20 protein-coding genes are annotated in these 19,248 nt (G+C 70.4%); 19 read left to right on the top strand and 1 reads right to left on the bottom strand.

Features of this window, described 5'->3' with window-relative positions; translation table 11 throughout:
- Nucleotides 1-153 precede the first annotated feature (153 nt).
- Both OG871_RS40405 and OG871_RS40400 read left to right on the top strand, forming a co-directional pair.
- Nucleotides 154-591 carry a hypothetical protein gene (locus OG871_RS40405; RefSeq protein ID WP_331727424.1) on the top strand — a complete coding sequence of 146 codons (438 nt, stop codon included), beginning with the start codon at nt 154-156 and terminating at the stop codon, nt 589-591.
- A gap of 185 nt (nt 592-776) precedes the next feature.
- Nucleotides 777-1,649, top strand: coding sequence for a hypothetical protein (locus OG871_RS40400; RefSeq protein ID WP_371503566.1), 873 nt, complete (start codon nt 777-779; stop codon nt 1,647-1,649).
- A gap of 24 nt (nt 1,650-1,673) precedes the next feature.
- Here OG871_RS40400 and OG871_RS40395 read toward each other — a convergent pair whose 3' ends face one another.
- A complete protein-coding gene (locus OG871_RS40395) occupies nt 1,674-3,155 on the bottom strand; it encodes a hypothetical protein (RefSeq protein ID WP_331727420.1) in 1,482 nt (493 codons plus the stop codon).
- A gap of 142 nt (nt 3,156-3,297) precedes the next feature.
- Between OG871_RS40395 and OG871_RS40390 the strand changes: the two genes are divergently transcribed.
- From OG871_RS40390 to OG871_RS40310, 17 genes are all read left to right on the top strand, one after another.
- Nucleotides 3,298-3,885: a hypothetical protein gene (locus tag OG871_RS40390; RefSeq protein ID WP_331727419.1), complete on the top strand. Its 588-nt coding sequence runs from the start codon at nt 3,298-3,300 to the stop codon at nt 3,883-3,885.
- A gap of 87 nt (nt 3,886-3,972) precedes the next feature.
- The gene (locus OG871_RS40385) at nt 3,973-4,473 is read left to right on the top strand and encodes a hypothetical protein (RefSeq protein ID WP_331727418.1); all 501 of its coding nucleotides are present in this window, start codon (nt 3,973-3,975) and stop codon (nt 4,471-4,473) included.
- 103 nt (nt 4,474-4,576) lie between these two features.
- Nucleotides 4,577-5,302 carry a hypothetical protein gene (locus tag OG871_RS40380; protein WP_331727416.1) on the top strand — a complete coding sequence of 242 codons (726 nt, stop codon included), beginning with the start codon at nt 4,577-4,579 and terminating at the stop codon, nt 5,300-5,302.
- Between the two features lie 129 nt (nt 5,303-5,431).
- Complete coding sequence (dndC, locus tag OG871_RS40375) at nt 5,432-6,946, top strand: DNA phosphorothioation system sulfurtransferase DndC (protein WP_371503563.1); 1,515 nt, start codon at nt 5,432-5,434, stop codon at nt 6,944-6,946.
- 23 nt (nt 6,947-6,969) lie between these two features.
- On the top strand, nt 6,970-7,317 hold the full coding sequence (locus tag OG871_RS40370) for a hypothetical protein (RefSeq protein WP_331727415.1): 348 nt from the start codon (nt 6,970-6,972) through the stop codon (nt 7,315-7,317).
- 84 nt (nt 7,318-7,401) lie between these two features.
- Nucleotides 7,402-8,115 carry a hypothetical protein gene (locus OG871_RS40365; protein ID WP_331727414.1) on the top strand — a complete coding sequence of 238 codons (714 nt, stop codon included), beginning with the start codon at nt 7,402-7,404 and terminating at the stop codon, nt 8,113-8,115.
- 78 nt (nt 8,116-8,193) lie between these two features.
- Nucleotides 8,194-8,910 carry a hypothetical protein gene (locus OG871_RS40360; protein ID WP_331727412.1) on the top strand — a complete coding sequence of 239 codons (717 nt, stop codon included), beginning with the start codon at nt 8,194-8,196 and terminating at the stop codon, nt 8,908-8,910.
- Between the two features lie 244 nt (nt 8,911-9,154).
- Nucleotides 9,155-9,502, top strand: a complete 348-nt coding sequence (locus OG871_RS40355; protein ID WP_331727410.1) for a hypothetical protein — start codon at nt 9,155-9,157, stop codon at nt 9,500-9,502.
- 132 nt (nt 9,503-9,634) lie between these two features.
- Nucleotides 9,635-10,357 (top strand): hypothetical protein, encoded by a 723-nt coding sequence (locus OG871_RS40350; protein WP_331727409.1) that lies wholly within the window; start codon nt 9,635-9,637, stop codon nt 10,355-10,357.
- A gap of 19 nt (nt 10,358-10,376) precedes the next feature.
- A complete protein-coding gene (locus tag OG871_RS40345; RefSeq protein ID WP_331727407.1) occupies nt 10,377-11,030 on the top strand; it encodes a hypothetical protein in 654 nt (217 codons plus the stop codon).
- 234 nt (nt 11,031-11,264) lie between these two features.
- Entirely contained in the window at nt 11,265-12,974 is a 1,710-nt protein-coding gene (locus tag OG871_RS40340; RefSeq protein WP_331727406.1) for a hypothetical protein, read from the top strand.
- A 378-nt stretch (nt 12,975-13,352) separates the two neighbouring features.
- Nucleotides 13,353-13,502, top strand: coding sequence for a hypothetical protein (locus tag OG871_RS40335; RefSeq protein ID WP_331727404.1), 150 nt, complete (start codon nt 13,353-13,355; stop codon nt 13,500-13,502).
- Between the two features lie 139 nt (nt 13,503-13,641).
- Nucleotides 13,642-14,667 (top strand): phosphoadenosine phosphosulfate reductase, encoded by a 1,026-nt coding sequence (locus tag OG871_RS40330; protein WP_331727403.1) that lies wholly within the window; start codon nt 13,642-13,644, stop codon nt 14,665-14,667.
- A gap of 148 nt (nt 14,668-14,815) precedes the next feature.
- A complete protein-coding gene (locus tag OG871_RS40325; protein ID WP_331727401.1) occupies nt 14,816-15,844 on the top strand; it encodes a hypothetical protein in 1,029 nt (342 codons plus the stop codon).
- A gap of 191 nt (nt 15,845-16,035) precedes the next feature.
- Nucleotides 16,036-16,668 (top strand): hypothetical protein, encoded by a 633-nt coding sequence (locus OG871_RS40320; protein WP_371503562.1) that lies wholly within the window; start codon nt 16,036-16,038, stop codon nt 16,666-16,668.
- A 181-nt stretch (nt 16,669-16,849) separates the two neighbouring features.
- Nucleotides 16,850-18,127 (top strand): hypothetical protein, encoded by a 1,278-nt coding sequence (locus tag OG871_RS40315; protein ID WP_331727397.1) that lies wholly within the window; start codon nt 16,850-16,852, stop codon nt 18,125-18,127.
- Between the two features lie 195 nt (nt 18,128-18,322).
- The gene (locus OG871_RS40310) at nt 18,323-19,243 is read left to right on the top strand and encodes a replication-relaxation family protein (protein ID WP_331727394.1); all 921 of its coding nucleotides are present in this window, start codon (nt 18,323-18,325) and stop codon (nt 19,241-19,243) included.
- The last annotated feature ends 5 nt before the right edge of the window (nt 19,244-19,248 follow it).

Here is a 19,248-nt window from a genome sequence, read left to right as displayed (position 1 = left end):
TCGGGGGGGTGCGTGCGGTCTGACTCTCGGTGCTCGACCGCCATCGGCCATGCCCTGCGAGCGGAGCGTCTCCACGATCCACAGAGCAAGACGAGAAGTGCACGGATCGCAATCCATTGCGACCATCGCAATTCCTGGTGCATACTGCAAGGCATGAGCGTATTCACCGACATCGCCGCGATCTGCCACCCGATGCCCACGCCCGGGGATGTGCCCGAGGACATCTACAACGACGTGTGCCACTCCATCCACGCTCAACGGGAGGAGATGATCCACAACCTTGAGGCCGCCGCGGACACGGACTGGGAGGAGAACGAACCGCTCCTGTCCGCGATCGGCATCGCGCGCTACCGCAAGGAGCAGGCCGAGGGCGAGATCCGCCGGCTGATCGCCTACGGCCGGGAGTTCACTCGCCCCCGCCCCTACAAGCTCTCCGACCTGGCCGCCGCCTCCGGCATGTCCGTCTCCGGAATCCGCACCGCTTACGGCCCCGGCGAAGTCGCGGACGTGGAGCAGACCCTCGGTCGCGCAGCCCGCGAACGGCGCGTGCCCTCGACGGACGAGGCGTCCGATACGGACAGCGCCTCGTGACCCGCCGACGGTCCAACGCGAAGAGCGTCCGGGCAGGAGGGCCCCGCCCGGACTCGGCAGGCGGCTCCGCCGGGCACCGCGACCGTCTCCACGCGCAGGCATCCCGGGGCCTGACCCAGGCCGATGCGATCCGCCTCAAGGCGGCCCTGACGGGGTGGTTCGGCTCCGATCACTGGAACCGCTACTTGGCCGCCGACGGGCTCCCCGACTACGGGAGGCTGTTCTGGCCCGAGCAGTGGCCGACGGCCTCGCTCAAGGAACGGATGGCGCTCCTCGCCGAGGACGAGTCGAACCCCCTGGAGGCGTGGCGGAACGCCGACACCATCTATGCGGACGCGCCGATGTGCGACATGGTGACAGCCGCTGCCCAGACCTTCCCGCAACAGCGTGTTCGGAGCGACGAGTTCATCGTCCCCATGGGCTTCTTGTTCTTCGCCAAGCCCGTCCCGTCGACCGCCTTCGCGCGCTCGCTCCCGGACCAACCACCGGTCAGCGCCATCACCTGGGCGTGCGCGGACGGAGGCATGAACGCCTTCACCTGGATTCGCCAGCCACCTGGGGCGTACGAGATCAACGGCGTCACGGTCCAGCTCGCACCGCTCTTCCCCCACCTCGCCTACTTCGTGCCGTGGGACAAGCCAGCGGACGCGGGTACGCACAGCGTCTCCATCCTGCGGGCTCTGTCGGCGCTCGCCAAGCAGCCCCTGACCTGCGAGGACTCCCCGACGATCCACCAGTCGGTCCGCGCCATCGCACGCAGCGCGGGAATCCGTCAAGAGAGCTTCCGGCGCATCGCACTGCGCCGCCCCGAGGCCGCCGCCCACGAACTCTCCGCAGCCCGCGCCGTCGCGGAGGGTCGCACGCCCGCCGGCCACTGGGTCCGCGGTCACTGGCGCAACCAGTACTACGCCAGCGTCGACGAGCACCGGCCCATCTGGATCGAGGGGTTTCCTCGCGGGGACTTCACCCAGCCTGCGGACCTCGGCGAGCGTCTTCTGATAGCCCGCGGGGACCGTGAAGGTGACAGGCCTGCTGTTTCGGATCTTGCCGGGCGCTGATCCGACAAGATCCGAAAATGAAGGCTAGCTCTCAGCTGCGGAGGGTCCCCACCCTGAAGAGAGGCTCGGGCGCGGCCGAGGGCGGCGTTCCGTCAGGCTCAGGGTCTCCCCCTCGGTCTCCGCGTCGGGTGTGTCGGTTGGCCTCCAGGCTGGCGGTGTCGACGCGTAGAAGGCGTCGATCGGCTTGATCACGTTGTTGTGCCTGATGGCGTCGGACAGGGTCGCGCCGTCCAGGACCTTGGGGACGTCCACGATGTTGTCCTCGCTCGTGGCGATGATCAACCAGCGCAGCAGGCTCTGGAACGCCACGTGCCGCAGGACCGTCAGGTCCACTTTGTCTTTGGGCTTCTCGCCGATCTCGTCGCCGTGGACGTACTTGGAGCGCGCGTTGTAGGCCTTCTTCAGTGTGTCCGCTACCACCTGGCGGGTCCTGTCCGTGCGCCATAGGGTCGCGGCCCGGATCTGCACCTTCCGGCTGAGGTCGAGGTTGTCTTCGTCAGCCATCAGGGCCTCGATGGCGATGACGTAATGGAGCAGGACTTCCTCGATCTCCTCCTCGGGCACGTACTCCCCTGTATAGGTCCGGTGCATCGCCCGGACGAGGTGCTGGGCGGATCGGCTCAGGCGGCGGGACCGCTTCCCGCCTTTGGTCTGCACCTTGCGTATCCGGTTATCGGCCCAGTCGCAGAACGCGGCGAAGCGCTCCTGGTCCTCTAGGACGACCTCGTAGAAGCCCTCTTCGTGGACCTCGTACTCGATCATCACGTCATCGTCGGTTGCGGCGGCGTGTGTTTCGATGCCTGGTGCGCCATGGTCAAGGCTGACTCGTCGGCCTGGTTCCACCTCGTAGCTGGCCTGCATTCTGGTCAGCTCACTGGACCAAAGCATCAAGATCAGCAGGGGCTGCCAGTGCAGCAGTTCAGGCCGGGACCGCATAGCCAGGGAGAGCCGCGCCCCTTTGAGAGGCTTGCGCTCCGCATCGGGGCGGCGCAGGAACGCGGCTCCCGCCAAGACATCAGCCGGGAAGGACGAGTGGAAGGGCAGGTCGTCGACGCTGGGCAGCGCCTGCAGTTGCCGCAGCTCCGATTCGGTGAAGGTTTGCAGGACGTAGTCCCCTATGGGGATTCGGGTGCCCCGAGGGAAACTCGCCTCCAAGAGGACCCAGTCCTCGGAGACGGGAGCGGGAGCAAGGCAGAACTGTTCAAACTCTCGGGCGACGATGTCCTGGGTTCGGAGGTCGTCAGGGGCGGTCCTCTGTGCGAACGCAGCGAGCCCGGTGATGTCGAGCAGGACGCGGTCGTGAAGCCGGTCCGGGTTCCGCGTCATGTAGAGGTCGGGTCGTGCGGTGGCGGGCGCTGCGCGGGCGACCGCTTGACGAACTACGCGCCAGGAGGGCTGCGTCGGGAACCTGTCCCAGATGAACGATCGCCGGGACTCGGGCGCTATCGTGCCGACCTGTTGGAGCCAAGCACGTACCGCACCCTTGATGTCGATCTCTGATGTCATGCCGTCACGCTAGTGCTGGCCACTCTGTTGGTGGGCGGATTCGCGCACGCCGAGGGCCAATCCCGAGATCGGAGCTCTGGCGGAGACCTCCCAGTCCATCAATGCATCAACTCACAGGTTGCGCGCGATGTGACCTGCGACGGTGACCGCGCCCGGTGCGCAGAAGGAGCCCTACCGCGAGTCGGTGGAGCTGAGCCGGCTGGTGTTGCTGGACGAGGTGCCCAGCAACGGGGAGTCGTGGCTGTGTGCGGCCAGTTTCGCGCTCGCGGCCCGGCGGGGTGTTCGGGGGGTGGTGGCCTACTCGGATCCGCATCCGCGCACCAGGGCAACGCCGCAGGGCCTGGAAGTGGTCACGCCCGGACACGTCGGACACGTCTACCAGGCGCAGGACTTCGCGTACCTGGGCCGGAGCCGGCCGCGGCGGTTGGTGCTCCTGCCGGACGGGACTGTGCTGACGGACCGGGCCGCGATGAAGGTGCGCCGGGACGAGAGCGGGCATCAAGGGGTGGAGCGTCGGCTCCAGGCGTTCGGGGCGCGGCCGCGGCGTGAGGGCGAGCCCGGCGGACGGTGGCTGGAGGAGGCGTTGGAGACCGTCGGGGCCGGGCGTTTGGATCACGGCGGCAACCACCTGTACGCGAGGTCCATCGGCCGGCATCGGACACACATCACTCTGGCGCCGATGTCCTACCCGCCGCCCCGGCGCTGGCAAGGGCCGCACCAAGCACCGTAGATGTTTTATCTGTGGTAGTATTTCTCTTGTCAGAACGGGCGGCTACCGAACTGATGTCGAACCGCGACTCATCCCCAGGGAGAAACCATGGACAGGACCTCGGCACTCGAAAGCTGGCAGTCGGCCACGCGTGAGGCGATCGGCCGCGCGGCGAGCGCACTGATGGAGGCGGCGCCGTCGCTCCGCCTGCGAGACGGCTGGCAGCAGTTGGCCTCCGGCAGCGTGGCTGTGGCCGGGCCGCTCGGCGGCGGTCAGGTGGTCGCCCTGGTCTCCTGCCCGACGCACGTCGGCATCGCGGCGCTGGGCCTGCCGACGGTGAGTGCCGACCGCCTCGCCCGAGCCGTCATGGAGACGGGGACTACCGCCTACTGGGCGGGAGCCGAAGTCGCCGAGCTGACGGATCTCGACACCAGCACCCTGGGCCCCGGCTTGCACCTCCCCGTCTCCTTCCCGAACCCGTCGGGCGGACCCGACCACAAGATCAAGCTGTACGCGCATGGCGTGGCCGACATCGACCTGGCCCAACTCACCGTGCCCGCAGCCGAACGGGCGCTGCGGCTGCTGGCCACCGCCCCGGCGGCAGCCTGACCGACCGCCCGGATCGCTGCATGCCTCCCCGGAGGTGCGTAGCGGGCCGGGCGGCGCTCCGCCCCTCCTCCGCACAGTCCCGACGCCAAGGAAGTGACCCCCCGTGAGCATCGACACGCTCCCCCTCGACAGCAACGGCCACATCATCACGTCCGAGGACGACAGCACGGTGACGGTCTACCGGTTCGGGGAGTTCGGTGACCTGGCCCCCCACTTCTCCGGCACCTACTCCACCTGCGTCCAGTGCGGCGAGACCCCGAAGCTGACGGTCACCGGCGACACCGTGCGGGCGCAGGGCCCCTGCCCGTACCCGGAGGGGATCACCACCACGGTCACCCTGGAGGCGCCCTCCGGGAAACTGATCGTCAGGGACCACCTGGGCTCGGCCTACACGTGCGACACCGACGCCTTCGCGAGCTACAACTCGGCGCGCGGCCAGGCGCAGGTGATCGAGGCGATGGCAGCGATCGGCTGCGCGTACGGCCCCGTCGGCAACTCCTGCCCGGGCCTGTACCGCACCGGGGCGGACGCCTACGTCATCGCCAGCCCCCGATACGACGAGGACGACAGCCCCTCCCTCCCGGAGGAGGACTGCCTGGCCAGCATCGTCACCGATCTGTGGGCCTACTCGATCGCCGACCTGGAGGACTTCAAGCGGCGCGGCGGCGACCTGGACTCGCTCGGCTGGTCAACGACCATCGTGGACGTCCCCCCGGGCACCTACCGCTTCACCCACCACACCGGCGAGCTCGGCTTCGACCACGACAGCGACGACACCGTGGTCTTCGCCCACATCGAGCGCATCGCGGCACCCAGCACCGCCGACTGACGGGCCGACGGAGCCACGCCAACGCAGCCGTCCTTTTTGCCCGGGCCACTCGGCCCGGGCGCCACCCCCGCAGCACTTCGCTGCCGGCCCGCCACTCCGGCCGCGCCGGCACCCCCTGAGGAGTTCACGGTGAACCAAGTCGTCATTCCGGGGCTGGGCCCCACCCGCCGCAAGTCGTGGTTCGGTGACCTCAACGCCCACGAGGCCATCGACCGACTGCTCCAGGAGATCCGCGCGCTCTACACCGAGGACGACGTGCCGTGGGTCATCGGCTACTCCGGCGGCAAGGACTCCACCCTGGTCCTGCTGCTCGCCTGGCTGGCCGTGGCCGGCCTTCCGGCGGAGCAGCGGCGCAAGAAGGTCTACGTCATCAGTACCGACACCCTGGTCGAGAACCCGGTCGTCTCGGCCTGGGTCGGCGGGCATCTGGAGGCGCTGCGGTCGGCCGCCGCAGAGCAGGACCTCCCGTTCGAGGTGCACCGGTTGACGCCGGAGGTGAAGGACTCGTTCTGGGTGTGCCTGATCGGCCGCGGGTACGCGGCGCCGAGGCCGAAGTTCCGCTGGTGCACCGAGCGGATGAAGATCAAGCCGTCGGGGAAGTTCATCCGCGACGTGGTCTCCCGGCACGGGCAGGTGATCCTGCTTCTCGGCACGCGCAAGGCGGAGTCGCAGGCCAGGGCGCGCACGATGGCCCGGCACGAGCGGGGCCGGGTGCGGGACAAGCTGTCGCCGAACGGCTCGCTGCCGAACTCGCTCGTCTACACGCCGATCGAGGATCTGACGAACGACGATGTGTGGGTGTCCCTGATGCTGCACTCCCGGCTGCCGTGGGGTCGGGACGCGAAGGAGCTGCTGGCCCTGTACCAGGGGGCTTCCCCGGACGCCGAGTGCCCGCTGGTGGTCGACACGACGACGCCTTCCTGCGGGGACAGCCGGTTCGGGTGCTGGACCTGCACGATGGTGACCGCGGACAAGTCGATGACGGCGATGATCAGCAACAACGAGGACCATGACTGGATGCGGCCGCTGCTGTCGCTGCGCGACGCCCTGGACGTCGAGGACGACCGGGACCTGCGCGAGTTCACCCGCGCCAGCGGCCGGCTGCACGTCCACCACGGCCGCCTGGTCCATGGCCTGTACACCCAGCAGGCCCGCGCCGACTGGCTGCGTCAGCTGCTGACGGTCCAGCAGGCGGCCCGTGAGCGGGCCCCGCAGGAGTTCCGGGAGATCGAGCTCATCACCCAGGCGGAGCTGGAGGAGATCCGCCGGATCTGGGTGCTCGACAAGCACGAGATCGAGGACCTGGTCCCGCAGATCTGGGAGGAGAGCACCGGCGCGCCGTGGCCGGGGATGCGCAGCTTCGACGAAGCCTTCGCGATCCCGAAGGACTCCCTGGACATCCTGGCCGAGGTCTGCGGGGACGACACCCGGATGTACGAGGCGACGCGCAACCTCCTGGACATCGAGCGGCGCTTTCGCGTGATGGGCCGCCGGGCGGGCCTGTACGGCGAGCTGGAGAAGTGTCTGAGCCGGTACATGTTCGACACCGAGGAGGAGGCCCTGGCCCACGCTCTGCAGCACCAGGAACCGGCACCCGACGAGGACGAGCAGCTGAGCCTGTTCGAAGGCCGGCTCCCCCTGTGATCCCCGAGAGGAACACCCCCGCCGTGAACACAACCGCGCCTCCCGGGCCCCCTGGGCCTGCTGGGGCCGACGCCGCCGTGGAGCTGATCGGCGCCCTGATCGAGGAGGCCGGGGAGTGGGCGTGCGACGACGCCGACTACGCCACGCTGGGACTCCTGGACGAGGCGGGGCCCGGTGCGGCCCTGGAGATCCTGTCTTCCAGCACGCTCGTCCCCAGTCACCTGCTCGCCGCGGTCGTCTCGGCCGCCCGGGTGCTCGCCCCCCAGCTGCTCCGGGAACCCGGCGTCGGTCCGGACAGTCGCTCCGGCCCCGGCCGCCCGGAGGACGGCGGCGGGCGGCGTCCCGGAGGAGGGCTCACACTCCCCAATTGATGCCAAATTCGTGGTAGTCTTTTCTCTGTCAGGCCGGGTGGCTCCCGGAAGGCACTCGAACCGCTGACCCGACAAGGACTTCCCGTGACCACACCCCTCTCACCTACCCACGCCCTCGCGAAGGCCCTCGGCCGGGCCGGCGTCCCCGCCCGCGCCGAGCACCTCGGCGACGGCTACAGCGCGGAGATCGAGCTGTCCGTCGACGGCCGCTACCACCGCCTCTACCTGCGCCCCGAGTACCCGGACCACGCGGTGCTGTGGATGCTTCTGGACTCCCACGGCGAGGAGGTGGACAGCGGCGTGTGGAAGGTGCGGCTCCGGCCCCGTCTCCTGCGCCACCACCGCACCGTGACCCTGCTGCGGCGGTGGCTGCGCGAGCGGTACGCCATCCCCGGTCCGATCCCCACACCCACCTGGGAGCGGCTGGTCGGCGAGGAGACCAACTGCTGGATGTGGGTCTTCGACACCACCGCTCACCGGTACGCCACCGCCCTGGTCGAGGGGCGGGCGGGTGCCGACGCGACGCCGCAGGACCTGGCCCGGCTCTACCCGGACTTCACCGCCGAGCACGGGCTGATGGACGGGGACGGCTGGGAGTCGGGGATCGACATCATCCACGCCTTCGCCCACGGCCGCGTGTTCGAGGAACACGACACCCCCCGCACGGGCGACTACATCATCACCGTCTCCTGCGATCTCGCCGAGCGATTCGGGCCGCAGGCCCTTGCCCGGCTCCAGGTCGGGTTCGGGGGCGACGTGGTCGCCGCTGCCCACGCCTTCCTGGCCCGCCACCGCTGACCGCCACCGGGCTGGCGGCGCACCGCCGCCAGCCCGCGCACCACCCCAACACCGCACTACCGAAGGCGAAGCACACCCTTGACCTGCACCACGCTCACGCCCGAACCCAAGCTCTACGAGGCGCTGGAGACCGTCCTCGCCGAGCACAGCATCCCCAACGACTTCTGGCACACCGGCGGCGGGTACACCGCCCTCAAGGTGCCGCTCGGCACCACCGAGATCTGCATCACCGACGTCAACGCCCACGTGATCGAACCGCTCTCCGAGTACAGCGGCATCGCGGTCTACTTCTACCCCCACTACGAGCACGAGGGGGTCCTGCTGTACGAGTCGCCCGACCTGGGCATCGACCGCAAGCCGGAGGCGTTCCAGCACGAGGTCGCGTCCGCCGTCGCGGCGATCCAGGTCTGCCGCAGGCTCGCCGCCGCCCAGACGGGCATCACCGAGCTGGACCGCCGTGAAGTGCTCGCCCCCGGACAGGTGCAGACGCGGGCGCGGCTGCGCAGCCACGCCGACGGCCAGGTCACCGCGACGGTGACGTCGTCGTTCCAGCTCGACCGCGAGGAGATCGCCGCAGCGCTGGTGTGCCACTTCCGGGACGAGGCCAGGGGCGGCCGCAGCCTCCCCCAGACGCTCGGCCGCAGCGAGCTCGCGGACATCCTCTCGATCCACGCAGCGCCTTGCCCGTTCGGGGAGCATGACCAGCTCCCGTCCGCCGACGCCGAAACGCCGCTCGGCCAGTGGGTACTGGAGCAGCTAGGCGCCCTGACGGGCGCACCGGAGTCGGAGGACTGAACCGCCCGGCTGCCCCGGACAACACCGTCCGGGGCAGCCGCCGCGCCGCCGCCCATCCACCCCACCCGACGCCGGCGCATCCCGGACCACCACGCGCCAAGTCAGCCGGACACGCCCCGTCCAGCGCATAGGGCGGACCACCAATCCCCCGGCTATGCGTTATTCATGGTAGTATTTCTCTTGTCAGTCCGAATGGCTTCGGACTGACATCGGACCGCATCACCGCAGCTCAACTGGAGGCACCGTGTCGCTCGCCGACGCAACCGACTTTATCCTCACCACGGCCACCGAGACGGACCTCGACCGCGTGATCGACGCGGTGCGGGACCGGCACCGGACTCTGGGCAAGATCAGCGCCGCCGCCGTCACCGTGGGCAGCACGGTGACGACCAAGAACCTCGACCGCAAGTTCCTGGTCGGCCTCACCGGCGCCGTCGCGACGATCCGGGGCAAGTTCGCCGACGTGACGCTCGACGAGGCGTCGACCAACCAGCTGCGCCGGGCACGGCAGACCACCATCAGGGTCCCCGCCGACAGCAAGAACTTCCTGCTGACCGGAATCCCCCTGGTCTGCCTCAGCATCTCCGACTGACCGCCAGGTCTTCCCACGCCTGTGGTCGGGTGCAACCAGGTCCTGGTGCACCCGGCCACAGGCCCGCCCGGCGACGCACTCACACGCCGCCGCCGGCCTTCCGCAGCACCACACCTGAAACGAACGGGTTCCATGAGCCACCCCCTCACCCCACGCCAGGTCACCTCGCTTCACACCGGGGCCTACCTCCTGCCCTCCGACCCCGACTGCCCCGAGAGCATCCCCGTCCTGGCGGCCGCCGGCCTCCGAGTCGGCGTCCAGATCCAGGAGGACGGCACCGTCTACATCGGCATCAACGCCGAGGAGGCCGACCCCTCCCTCCGCTCGACCGACGGCCGGCTTCGCGGGATCGAGGTGGACGTGCCGGGTGAAGCACAGGTCCGCCGCCAGCGCGCCGCCCGGCCGTGGTCCGGCATATGGAAGCGCCTGCTGCGCCACAGCGGCACCCGGCCGGGCACCAGCAGCCTCCACCAGATGACGGACATCGCCCTGGAGCTGGTGATCGAGGACGCGCATTCCGAGCTGCACCGCCGCGCAGTCCTGGCGATCGCCCACGAGCTGACCATGGTGTGCGCCGAGCGCGGCTGGCCGGCCCCCGTCGAGCTGCGCACCGCCAGCTCCTACGACGACTACGACAGCACCACCGCCTGGTCCCCGAACGGCGTTGAGATCACCTTCGCCGACCAAAGCCGCCGCGTCGCCGACTTCGGGCGCCGCGAGCTGGGCGAGAGCCTGGCGACCGAGATGGTCCGCGCCTACCTGGCCGAGGCCAGCGAGCACCAGGACCCCCCGCAGGACGCCGAACTGGTCGTCACCCTGCGGCCCTCGCCCGGCTTCCACATCAACCGCTTCTGACCCGGCAGGGAGAGCACACATGCCCGTCTCCGAACGCCTCCGCCGCAAGTTCCACCGCTCCGCCCGCTTCCGGCCCGCACGGCGGGACGAACCCGGGACCCTCCCTGCCGTGACCGTCGCGGGGGTGATGGTGTTCACCTATGTCGACGAGCTGGGCCAGCTGCGGGTCAGCGTCGACCTGGACACCACCCACCGCGCCCTGGTGGAACGGCCGGCCGGGCGCGGCACGGTGCCGCTGCGGGTCGACGTGCAGGACGACACGGTGTACTACGAGCCATCCGAACGCGCCGGGGTGGAAGCCTGGGCGGTCTCCAGCGAGTCCGGCGGATTGGAGTTGTTCGCGGATGACTCGCAGCGGGCCGAGCGGGAGGCCGAGCGCCTGCGGGGAGTGCTTCTGAGTCGACTGCCCGGTGAGCGGGAGTGGCTGACGGTGCACAACTTCGGCCAGGACCACCGCCTGAACGCGGCCCTCGGGCTGATCGCCGCCCTTGTCGAGGAGGCCCGGAACTGGGCGTGCGACGACACCGGGGATCTTGCTGTTCTGGAGCGACTGGACTCGGCCGAGCCGGGTGAGCAGTTGGAGATCCTGGCCGGCGTCACGCTGGTTCCCGATCACCTGGCCGACGCCGTCACCGAGGCGGTGCGCGTGCTCGCGCCGAAGTTGCTCGGGTAGATCGTGGCCTCGGCGGCACCGCCCGGGGCCGCCGGCCCGCCGCACCCGCCTGCCCAGGGCCCTGGCGGGTGCGGCGGGGCCGGGACGGCGACGTGCAGATGGTGCTGGGCTGACCGATGCCGGATCCGGGGAGGCGCTGATCCGCCCCATCGATGCGGTATTTATGGTAGTCTTTCTCTTGTCAGACCGGATGGCTACCGGATGGCATTCGAACCGCACGTAAGGACAACACCCATGACAACCATCGCAAACGCGCCCCTCCCCGAGACCCGCACGGCCAACGGCCTGCGATTCCGCAGCATGGGCCATCACCAGTACCTGGACCCGCGAATCCTCGTACTGGACGAGTACAACGTCCGCACCGAGGATGCCGAGCCGGACCAGGCAATGCTGGACTCGGTGGAGGCCGACGGAGTCGGAGTGTCCCTGCTCGTGCGCCCGCGCGGGGACGGCACCTACGGCGTCCTGACCGGCCAGCTCCGCATGCTCAGCGCCCAGGCCGCCGCCAAGAAGTGCATCGACGAGGGCCGTGAGGACGACATCGTCGCCGTCCCCTGCTGGATTCGTGATGACCTGGAGGACCAGACCCCGGAGAAGATCGCGACCGCCATCGCCAAGTCGCTCCAGGAGAACGTTCTCCGCAAGGCGATGACCTCCTCTGACGTGGCCCGCGCCGCCGAACAGCTCGACCTGCTCGGCCTGTCGGAGCGTGAGCTGAAGAAGGCGGCGACGACCGCCGGTCTGACGGTGGAGCAGATCAAGGGCGCGCACCGCGCCACCTCCCTTCCCAGTGAGGTCAGGAAGCAGGCCGCCCAGTACGAGTTCGACCTGGAGGAGCAGATCGCCCTCGCGGAGGTCGCGGACGTGCCGGACGCGATGAACGAGCTGAAGCGCGCCCGCAAGGAGGACGCCAAGTCCGGCTCAACGGACAAGGGCAACTGGAAGCACGCCATGCAGCGACTCCTGAAGGAGAAGGAGGAGATCGCCGCACAGAACGCGCTCCGCGCGGAGTGGACGAGCAAGGGCCTGAAGGAGGTGCGGTACCGCTCCTGGTACGAGCCGGGGTCGCAGGACCGGATGCTCTCCGACCTGCTGGGCCCGGACGGCAAGCCGATCGACCCCGAAAAGCACAGCGCGGAGTGCCCCGGCAAGGCGTTCGCCTTCCACTGGTCCGGCGAGCTGGTCTTCGGCTGCGCCGACTGGAGGACGAACGGGCACAAGCGGGCCGACCTGGCGCGCAGCTCGAAGCCGGAGGGTCCGGGGCCCGCAGAGGTGGCGAGGAAGAACAAGGACGAGGAGAACGCCCGCGTCGTTCGGGGGAAGTTCGTCAAGCAGCTCGTCCAGGCCAAGCTCTCCGACGCGGCCGTTGTTCTGGCCATGCAGGTGGTCACCGAGATGCCGCTCTGGTACGCGGACGCGGTCTCCCCGGGCAACGCCGAGCTGCTGGCCGCGCTCTTCGACGAGCCATGCGCGCCTTCCTCCAAGCGGGCCCGAGGCTTCTTCAACGCCCTGAACGCCCGCCTGCGCCGTAACCGGCGCAACTTCAATGCCGTGTTCGCCCAGGTCGCCATGGGCTTCGAACTCCACATGAGCCGCAAGAAGCACTGGGCGGTCGCGGACGGCTGGACTGCCGACTGGCTCCGCTTCCTCCAGGCCCAGGGGTACGCCCTCTCCGCGATCGAGAAGGAGATGGTGGCCGCCGTCGAGAAGAAGGAGAAGGCCGAGGCCAAGGCGGCCACGGCGCGCAAGCCCAAGCAGCCCCGCACGGAGGAGCCGGAGCAGCGGGACGGCGCGGGCCAGGTCGAGGACGACCCGGCGGAGCAGGACCAGCCCGACGTTCCGGTGAGCGCCCCCGGCGGCGGTGGGACGGACGTGGAGGGAGCCGAGGAGGCGGAGAGCCTGGAGGGCAGCCAGGTGGAGGAGTCGGAGCCCGAGGAGGCGTAGGGCGGGCCGGGGGCGGAGCGGCACAGCTCCGCCCCTCGCCTCTGCGGCGGCCGGCGGTGGTGTGCTCGGGGAACGCAGAACGGCGCTGCCCTTGCGGGTCCCTTACGGGAGGGGGCTAACCCAGCGCCGTTCCAATCGAACCGCTCCACAGAGGATGACCAAGGCCACGCTCGCCGAAGCAGGTGCAACCACTCTAGCGCACCGGCCGTGGCCCCTTGGGCCCGATCGTCCAGTCCCGCTCTGCCGCCCGCCGGTGCCCACGGGGTTCTCCTGGGGCGCGCAGAGTGTTTGAAATGCTCTTTTCTGGGTATTTATTCTCATGTCATCGCGGGTGGCTCTCCGATGGCATTCGAACCGCAACGCGCAAAGGGGCACCCCATGACCGAGCAGCCGCAGGACTTCGAGGGCGACGACAACGACCCCGTGATCTCGCACACCGAGCTCCCGGGCCAGCGCCCGCCCCTCCCCCTGCCGGGCAGCACGCCCTGGATCCCGGCCCAGGCTCGGGGCACCCGCCCCGAAGGCTGACCCCACCCAGACAGGGCGCGGCCGGGCGCGATGAGCGCCCGGCCCGCTCGGTCCGGCTTTCGTGCGGCCGGAGCCGCCGGCACACCCCCCGGCCGTCCCGCTCCCGCCGCTCCGCAGGACACCAACCCCGAGGAAGCTGATGACCAGCACCACGATCACGCCCGGCCTGGCTCCGGATCTCACCCAGTACGACATCATCTGCGGCAACCTGTCCGGCGGCGCGGACTCGCGCGCCATGCAGCACGTCCTCATGGAGGCCGCCGGGGCGGCCGGAGTCGCCGACCGCGTCTGGACCTTCCACGCCTCTCTGGGGCCGATGGAGTGGCCGGCCGTCAACTTCGGCGGCCACCGCTACGCCAGCGTCGCCGAACTCGCCGCCCAGCAAAGCCGGGAGTCCGGTGTTCCGAGCTCGCGCCACATGGAGCGCACCAAGACCCGCGACGACGGCTCGGGAGGGCAAGAGCCCTACGACCTGCTGACCTACACCGCGCTGTACGGCCGGTTCATGCGGCTCGGCACCCGCTACTGCACCAAGGGCTTCAAGGAGCAGCTGGAGGAGGCGTCGCACACGCCGGAGGTCCGGCGCCTGCGTCCGCTGCTGGGCCAGCCGGTGCGGATTCTGAAGGTGCTCGGGCTGCGGGGCGAGGAGTCGACGGACCGGGCCCGGCGTCCGGCCTACCGCTGCGTGAAGTCCAACGGGTCGCGGCACGTGGACGAGTGGCTGCCGGCGAAGGATTGGACGAAGGAGGAGGTTCGCCGGCTTCACGCGGACCGCGGCTACGCGTGGCACTGGTGCTACGACTCCGAGCCGGGCGCCGGTGACTGGCTGGGGTCGAGCCGCTGTTCGTGCTCCAGCTGCTTCCTGGCCAGCCGGCGCGACAGCCTGCTGGGGGTGCTGCGCCGGCCGCGGATCGCGGAGGCGATCGCCCTGGTCGAGGAGGTCCGCGGGGACAGTTTCCGGCCGGACGTCAGCATGGCCGACCTGATCGCCCTGTCGAAGCGGCCCGGCGCTCCGGTTCCCGGCATCGTGATCGAGGACGAGGGGAAGGACTTCGCGCGGATGATGGCGGGGCTGCAGTCGGCTCTGGAGCAGGAGCCGCGGCGGCTCCCGGAGCTGTCGGTGTCCGCCCCGCCCCGGCGCCTGCTTCCGATGATCACCCCCTGATACGCAGTCCGAAGCGTCGGCCGGCCCGGCTCCGTCCGATGTGAGTGCACTGCCCGTCGCCACATTGATTGCTAATCCGTGGTATTATTCTTCATGTCGAACCGGTTGGCCCCGGTCCGGCTCGAACCGCTCGCGCAAGGAGGCACCCATGCCCGCACCGACCAGCACTGCGGCCGTCACCGACCAGGTGCACCCGGTTCAGCGTCAGCGCGACACCTCGAACGACCTGCTGGTGCTGCACCTGCGGGTCTCCGAACGGACGGGGGTGGTGTCCACCCTGACGATGTCCGTCCCGGCACCGCACCTCGATGCGATCGGCTGGCAGCTCGCGCACCTGGCGGCCTACCTCGGCAAACTGCAGCGCGACGGCCAGGACCCCACCGGCGCGAGCGCCTGCGAGTTCCTGAGTTCGCGCACGGGCTGGACCTGGTACCCGTGGCAGCCGCTGCACGACGCCCGGGTGACCTGCCAGCTCGACGTGCTGCTGGGCCCCCTGGACGAGACCGGGTGGCCCGCAGTGTCCCTGGTGGTGCTGGAGTCCGAGGACGGCAAGTGGGGGTTCTCGCGCAAGCGGCGGCGCCAGGGCGCGGCGGCCGTGGTCGCCGTCGCCCTGGAGGAGATCTACGGAGCGCACGCCAACCTGTGCTCCCGCGCTGCCCGTGACAAGGAGGCCGAGACGCTGCGGCGGCGCGACAAGGCGGACGGCCTGCTCGCCGAGGTTCGGGAGATCGACGGGCGGTCGCAGGCGGCGGTCAACTCGAAGGGCGTGCGCAAGGCCCGGGCCGCGTTGCACAGGGCCGCCGAGCAGGAGCCCGGTACGTCGGCGTTCGCCGAGCTCGACCCGGTGCCGGACCGGCTGGAGACCTTCACCGGCCGGATCACGGAGATCGAATCCCGCACGAGCAGCGAGGGGGAGGTGGCTCTGCTGTTCACCATCGCCCACGAGCAGGGCCGGGCCGGGACGGGCGGCTTCGAGGTGCCGGACCGGCTGCGGTGCACCCTGCGGGGTGAGGCCGCGAAGGCGGCGGCCTCCCTGCCGGTCGGCCGCCGTGTGATCGCCGTCGGCCGCCTGGTCCAGCAGATCTACACCCCGAAGGAGCAGGCGATCCCCCGGAGCCTGGTCGTCTTCGACGTGAAGGCACTGGGGGCCGACCTGCTGACCCCCGGCCTCTCCTGATCATCCGTCCGGCGGCTCCCCGCGGGAGCCGCCCCTCCGTCCGGCCCGAGGCCGGTTCCCCTCGACAAGGAGTCCCACCTATGTCCCCCTCCCACCTCCCGGCCGCCGCCGGGCATGGCGACTGCCACATGCTGGCTCGCGCGGTCGCCGCTCACCTGCCGTCCCGCCCGGGGCGGACCTGGAGCAGCCGCATGGAACCGAACGTCGTCTTCCGCGGCCGGCCGGTCGCCTCCGTCAGCGACGGGCGTCGCTCGTTGCTGGTGACGGTCCTGCCGGAGGGAGCGGCCATCGCGCCCTGGCCCTCCGTCGGCGACCGGTTCGAGGAGGTGCCAGGCACCGACGGATTGCCGGCACGTCTCGCGGATGCTGCCGTTCGCCGGCACCTGCCCGCCCTCGACTCCGCCCTCGCGCGCCGGATGACGGTGGAGCAGGGGGAGACCGTTGTCGCCGGCTATCTGCGGGACCTGGCGGCCGCGGTCCCGGGGCACCTCGTCCGTCCGGGTTCGGGCGGACGGCTGGTCCTGGACCTGCCGTCCGGCCGCCTCGTGGCGGAGGTGGACCCGCGGTCGATGGAGGTGACGCTTCTGGTCGGTATTGCCGGGCTCGCCGCAGCCGGCCCCCCGGCCGGGGTGGGGCCTGACCTGACGGTCGGTGGGATCGCGGCGCTCGCTCGGGCGCTGCGGGGGCTGGACCCTGGGCAGTCGGTCGTGGAGGGCGGCCCGGAACGTGTGCTCCCGGCGCGGTGCGGCCTCGATCTGGCCATCATGACGATCGCCCTGCTGGCCGGGGCGGGCGCATCCGGGCCGGACCTCGCCACTTCATGATCTTTCCGGGGCCCGTACCCGGCTCGGCGCGGTCTTGGCCTGGCGTTTCCAGGGCGGGGCGGCGTGTCGGCCGATGGCCCGGGCTAAGCCGGAGTAGCCTAAATGAGAAATTCGTGGTAAACATAATCACGTCAAGGCGGGTTGCTCGCCTATCACCTACCCAGTCCTTCAGGAGGACATCATGATCCCGCTCGGACGGAGCGTCATCGACCGCGACGACCTGGCCCACCAGGCCGACTGGAGCGCCGGTGCCATCAACAACAAGGGATACTTCAAGACGCTGGACGTGCTGGCCGGCGGAGGCCGCGGCACGAAGGTGCTCTTCGACCGGGAGCAGGCCGAGGTCCTCATCGGAAACCTGCGCAAGCTGAAGGCGAAGAAGGGGAAGGCCCCGGTACAACTGGAGACGATCCCGAGCCTGCCGGACTACAGCACCTTCACCGAGGACGAGCTGCGCGGCCTGGTCCGCACCTGGCTCGCCAAGGAGGAGGAAGATGGCACCGTCGTCGACCTGTCGGCCGACGAGCTCGACGCGATGAGCGAAGCGGACCTGCAGGACTGGATCAGCGGTCACGAGCTGCTCGGCCTGGAAGAGGCACGGCTGGCGGTCCCGAAGGAGCGCCGGCTGGAGAAGTCGACCTGGGAGTCCTACTACCGCGGCAGCAAGACCCAGCTGCCGGACCCCGACCGCACCTTCTACGGTGTCGACTTCTGGTTCCGCGCCACGATCGAGCGGTGGAACGCCGAGGAGCGCCGCCGCGTCGGGGCCCCCAAGGGCTTCGGCCGGCCGAAGGGCAGCACCGGCGGGTGGACGCCTCGTTCCGAGGCCGCCCAGGAGCTGGTCCGGGTGAGTGCGGAGCGGCGCGCCCTGGCGAACGCCATGTACGAGCGCGAGCGGATCCCGCCCTACACGCCCGCTGAGATCGCGGACGAGATCGGTGTCAGCGAGCGGACGGTGCACCGTTACCTCCAGGAGGTCATGGGGCCGCGCACGGACGAGAACGCAACGAAGAACATGCGCGAGGCCGTACGCACGCTCGCCGAGGAGAACCCGGGCATCAGCGGAGGTGAGGTCGCCCGGCGTCTGGGGATCGGGCACACCACGGCCAACACCCACCTCAACGAGCTGGGCCGCGGCGACGCCCGCCCGGAGGCGCAGGCCGCCGGGCGCCGGGCCAAGGCCGCGAAGCTGCTGCAGGAGAACCCGGACCTCACCGACGCGGACCTGGCCCAGGAGCTCGGAGTGAGCGCCGAGACCGCGGCCTCCTACCGGCGGGACCCGTCCGAGCCGGCCGGACCGACCAAGCGCCAGGAGGCCGAGCAGCGCCTGGCCCGGACGAAGAAGCTGCTGGGCAAGAACCCGGACCTCACCGAGGACGAGCTCGCCGCCGTCCTCGGCGTCACCCCGGTCACCGCGGCCAAGTACCTGCGCGAGGCCTCCGCGCCGGAGCAGCCGTAGACCTTGGTGCCCGCGACCGCCCAGGTCAGGGCCGCTGGGCCGGAAACCTTGGTGACGGGGTGGACCGGCCTCGCGGAGGCCTTGGTGGCCGGCGTTGCGCAGTCGTGATCCTGCGCAGCGCCGGCACCAAGGTTTCCGCCAAGGCTCGCGGGGTTGAGTGGCGTGTTCCGCCGACAGCCCTTGGAGAGGATCTTGGTGAACTCGACCTTCGCGCCCAGTGCCCTGGCCTACATGGTCCTGGCAGCGCTGTATCAGCACCGCTCCGCCACGACGGCGCAGCTACAGGAGATGCTGTGCCCGGACAAGGACATCAGCTACGTCCGCGACCAGGTCCGCAAGCTGCGTCAGCACGGCCTGGTGGAGTCGGTGGCGCTTCGCGAGCCGCGGACCGCGAAGCTGAGCTACCTCACCGCCGCCGGCATGGCGATCGCAGCGGAGATGCCGGAGGTGAGCGACCGCACCAGCCCGCTGCAGAATCTGGCCGACGTGGCCGCGCGGATTCTGCTGCCCCACTCGCAGGCCGTGCTGACCACCCATCTCGCGTTCCTGGCGGACTCCCGGCGGCGGGGGGACGACTACTACCCCCTCGACTGGGCGCCGGAGACCATGCACCGCCTGTCCGACCGGAAGACGGACGCGGTGCGGCCGGACGCCCTGATGCGGTACACCGCCCACAGGGCGGACGGGCGGGTGCACCTGCGGGCCTTCGTGGAGGTTGACCGCGCGACCTACGGGAGCGAGAAGCTGGTCGGCAAGCTCACCGCCTACGCCCGCTTCTGGCGACTGCGCCCGCTCCAGGGCGGCGGGCGGCGCCCCACGATCGAGAGCACCCAGGCCGAGCCGGCGTGGTTGGAGTTCTACCCGAGGTTCCCGCGGCTGCTGTTCGTGTTCGCGGGCGGCTCCAAGACGACCATGGAGCGCCGCATCGAGGACCTGCAGGCCGCGACCGCCAGCAACCGCCGGGTCCGCGAGATGCTCCAGGAGGTCAAGGCTGGCGCCGCCCTGCTGGAGCAGATCTCCCCCGGCAAGGACCGGCCCGACCGCGGACCGTCGGACCCGGTGTGGGTGTCCCTGGCCGACCCTGACCGGCCGGCCTGCGGCTGGATGGACCTGTAGCCCGC

Source organism: Kitasatospora sp. NBC_00374, from assembly GCF_041434935.1.
In the GTDB taxonomy this organism is placed as follows: Bacteria; Actinomycetota; Actinomycetes; order Streptomycetales; family Streptomycetaceae; genus Kitasatospora.
The sequence above is the reverse complement of the archived record's forward strand: the minus strand, read 5'-3'. Positions and strand labels throughout refer to the sequence as shown.

What these genes read in the sequence shown, in the direction of transcription:
- OG871_RS40350 (WP_331727409.1), top strand. Translation starts at nt 9,635, where the DNA reads ATGAGCCACCCCCTCACCCCACGCCAGGTCACCTCGCTTCACACCGGG.
- OG871_RS40320 (WP_371503562.1), top strand. Translation starts at nt 16,036, where the DNA reads ATGGAACCGAACGTCGTCTTCCGCGGCCGGCCGGTCGCCTCCGTCAGC.
- OG871_RS40345 (WP_331727407.1), top strand. Translation starts at nt 10,377, where the DNA reads ATGCCCGTCTCCGAACGCCTCCGCCGCAAGTTCCACCGCTCCGCCCGC.
- OG871_RS40335 (WP_331727404.1), top strand. Translation starts at nt 13,353, where the DNA reads ATGACCGAGCAGCCGCAGGACTTCGAGGGCGACGACAACGACCCCGTG.
- OG871_RS40385 (WP_331727418.1), top strand. Translation starts at nt 3,973, where the DNA reads ATGGACAGGACCTCGGCACTCGAAAGCTGGCAGTCGGCCACGCGTGAG.
- OG871_RS40315 (WP_331727397.1), top strand. Translation starts at nt 16,850, where the DNA reads ATGATCCCGCTCGGACGGAGCGTCATCGACCGCGACGACCTGGCCCAC.
- OG871_RS40405 (WP_331727424.1), top strand. Translation starts at nt 154, where the DNA reads ATGAGCGTATTCACCGACATCGCCGCGATCTGCCACCCGATGCCCACG.
- OG871_RS40340 (WP_331727406.1), top strand. Translation starts at nt 11,265, where the DNA reads ATGACAACCATCGCAAACGCGCCCCTCCCCGAGACCCGCACGGCCAAC.
- OG871_RS40395 (WP_331727420.1), bottom strand. Translation starts at nt 3,155, where the DNA reads ATGACATCAGAGATCGACATCAAGGGTGCGGTACGTGCTTGGCTCCAA.
- OG871_RS40330 (WP_331727403.1), top strand. Translation starts at nt 13,642, where the DNA reads ATGACCAGCACCACGATCACGCCCGGCCTGGCTCCGGATCTCACCCAG.
- OG871_RS40325 (WP_331727401.1), top strand. Translation starts at nt 14,816, where the DNA reads ATGCCCGCACCGACCAGCACTGCGGCCGTCACCGACCAGGTGCACCCG.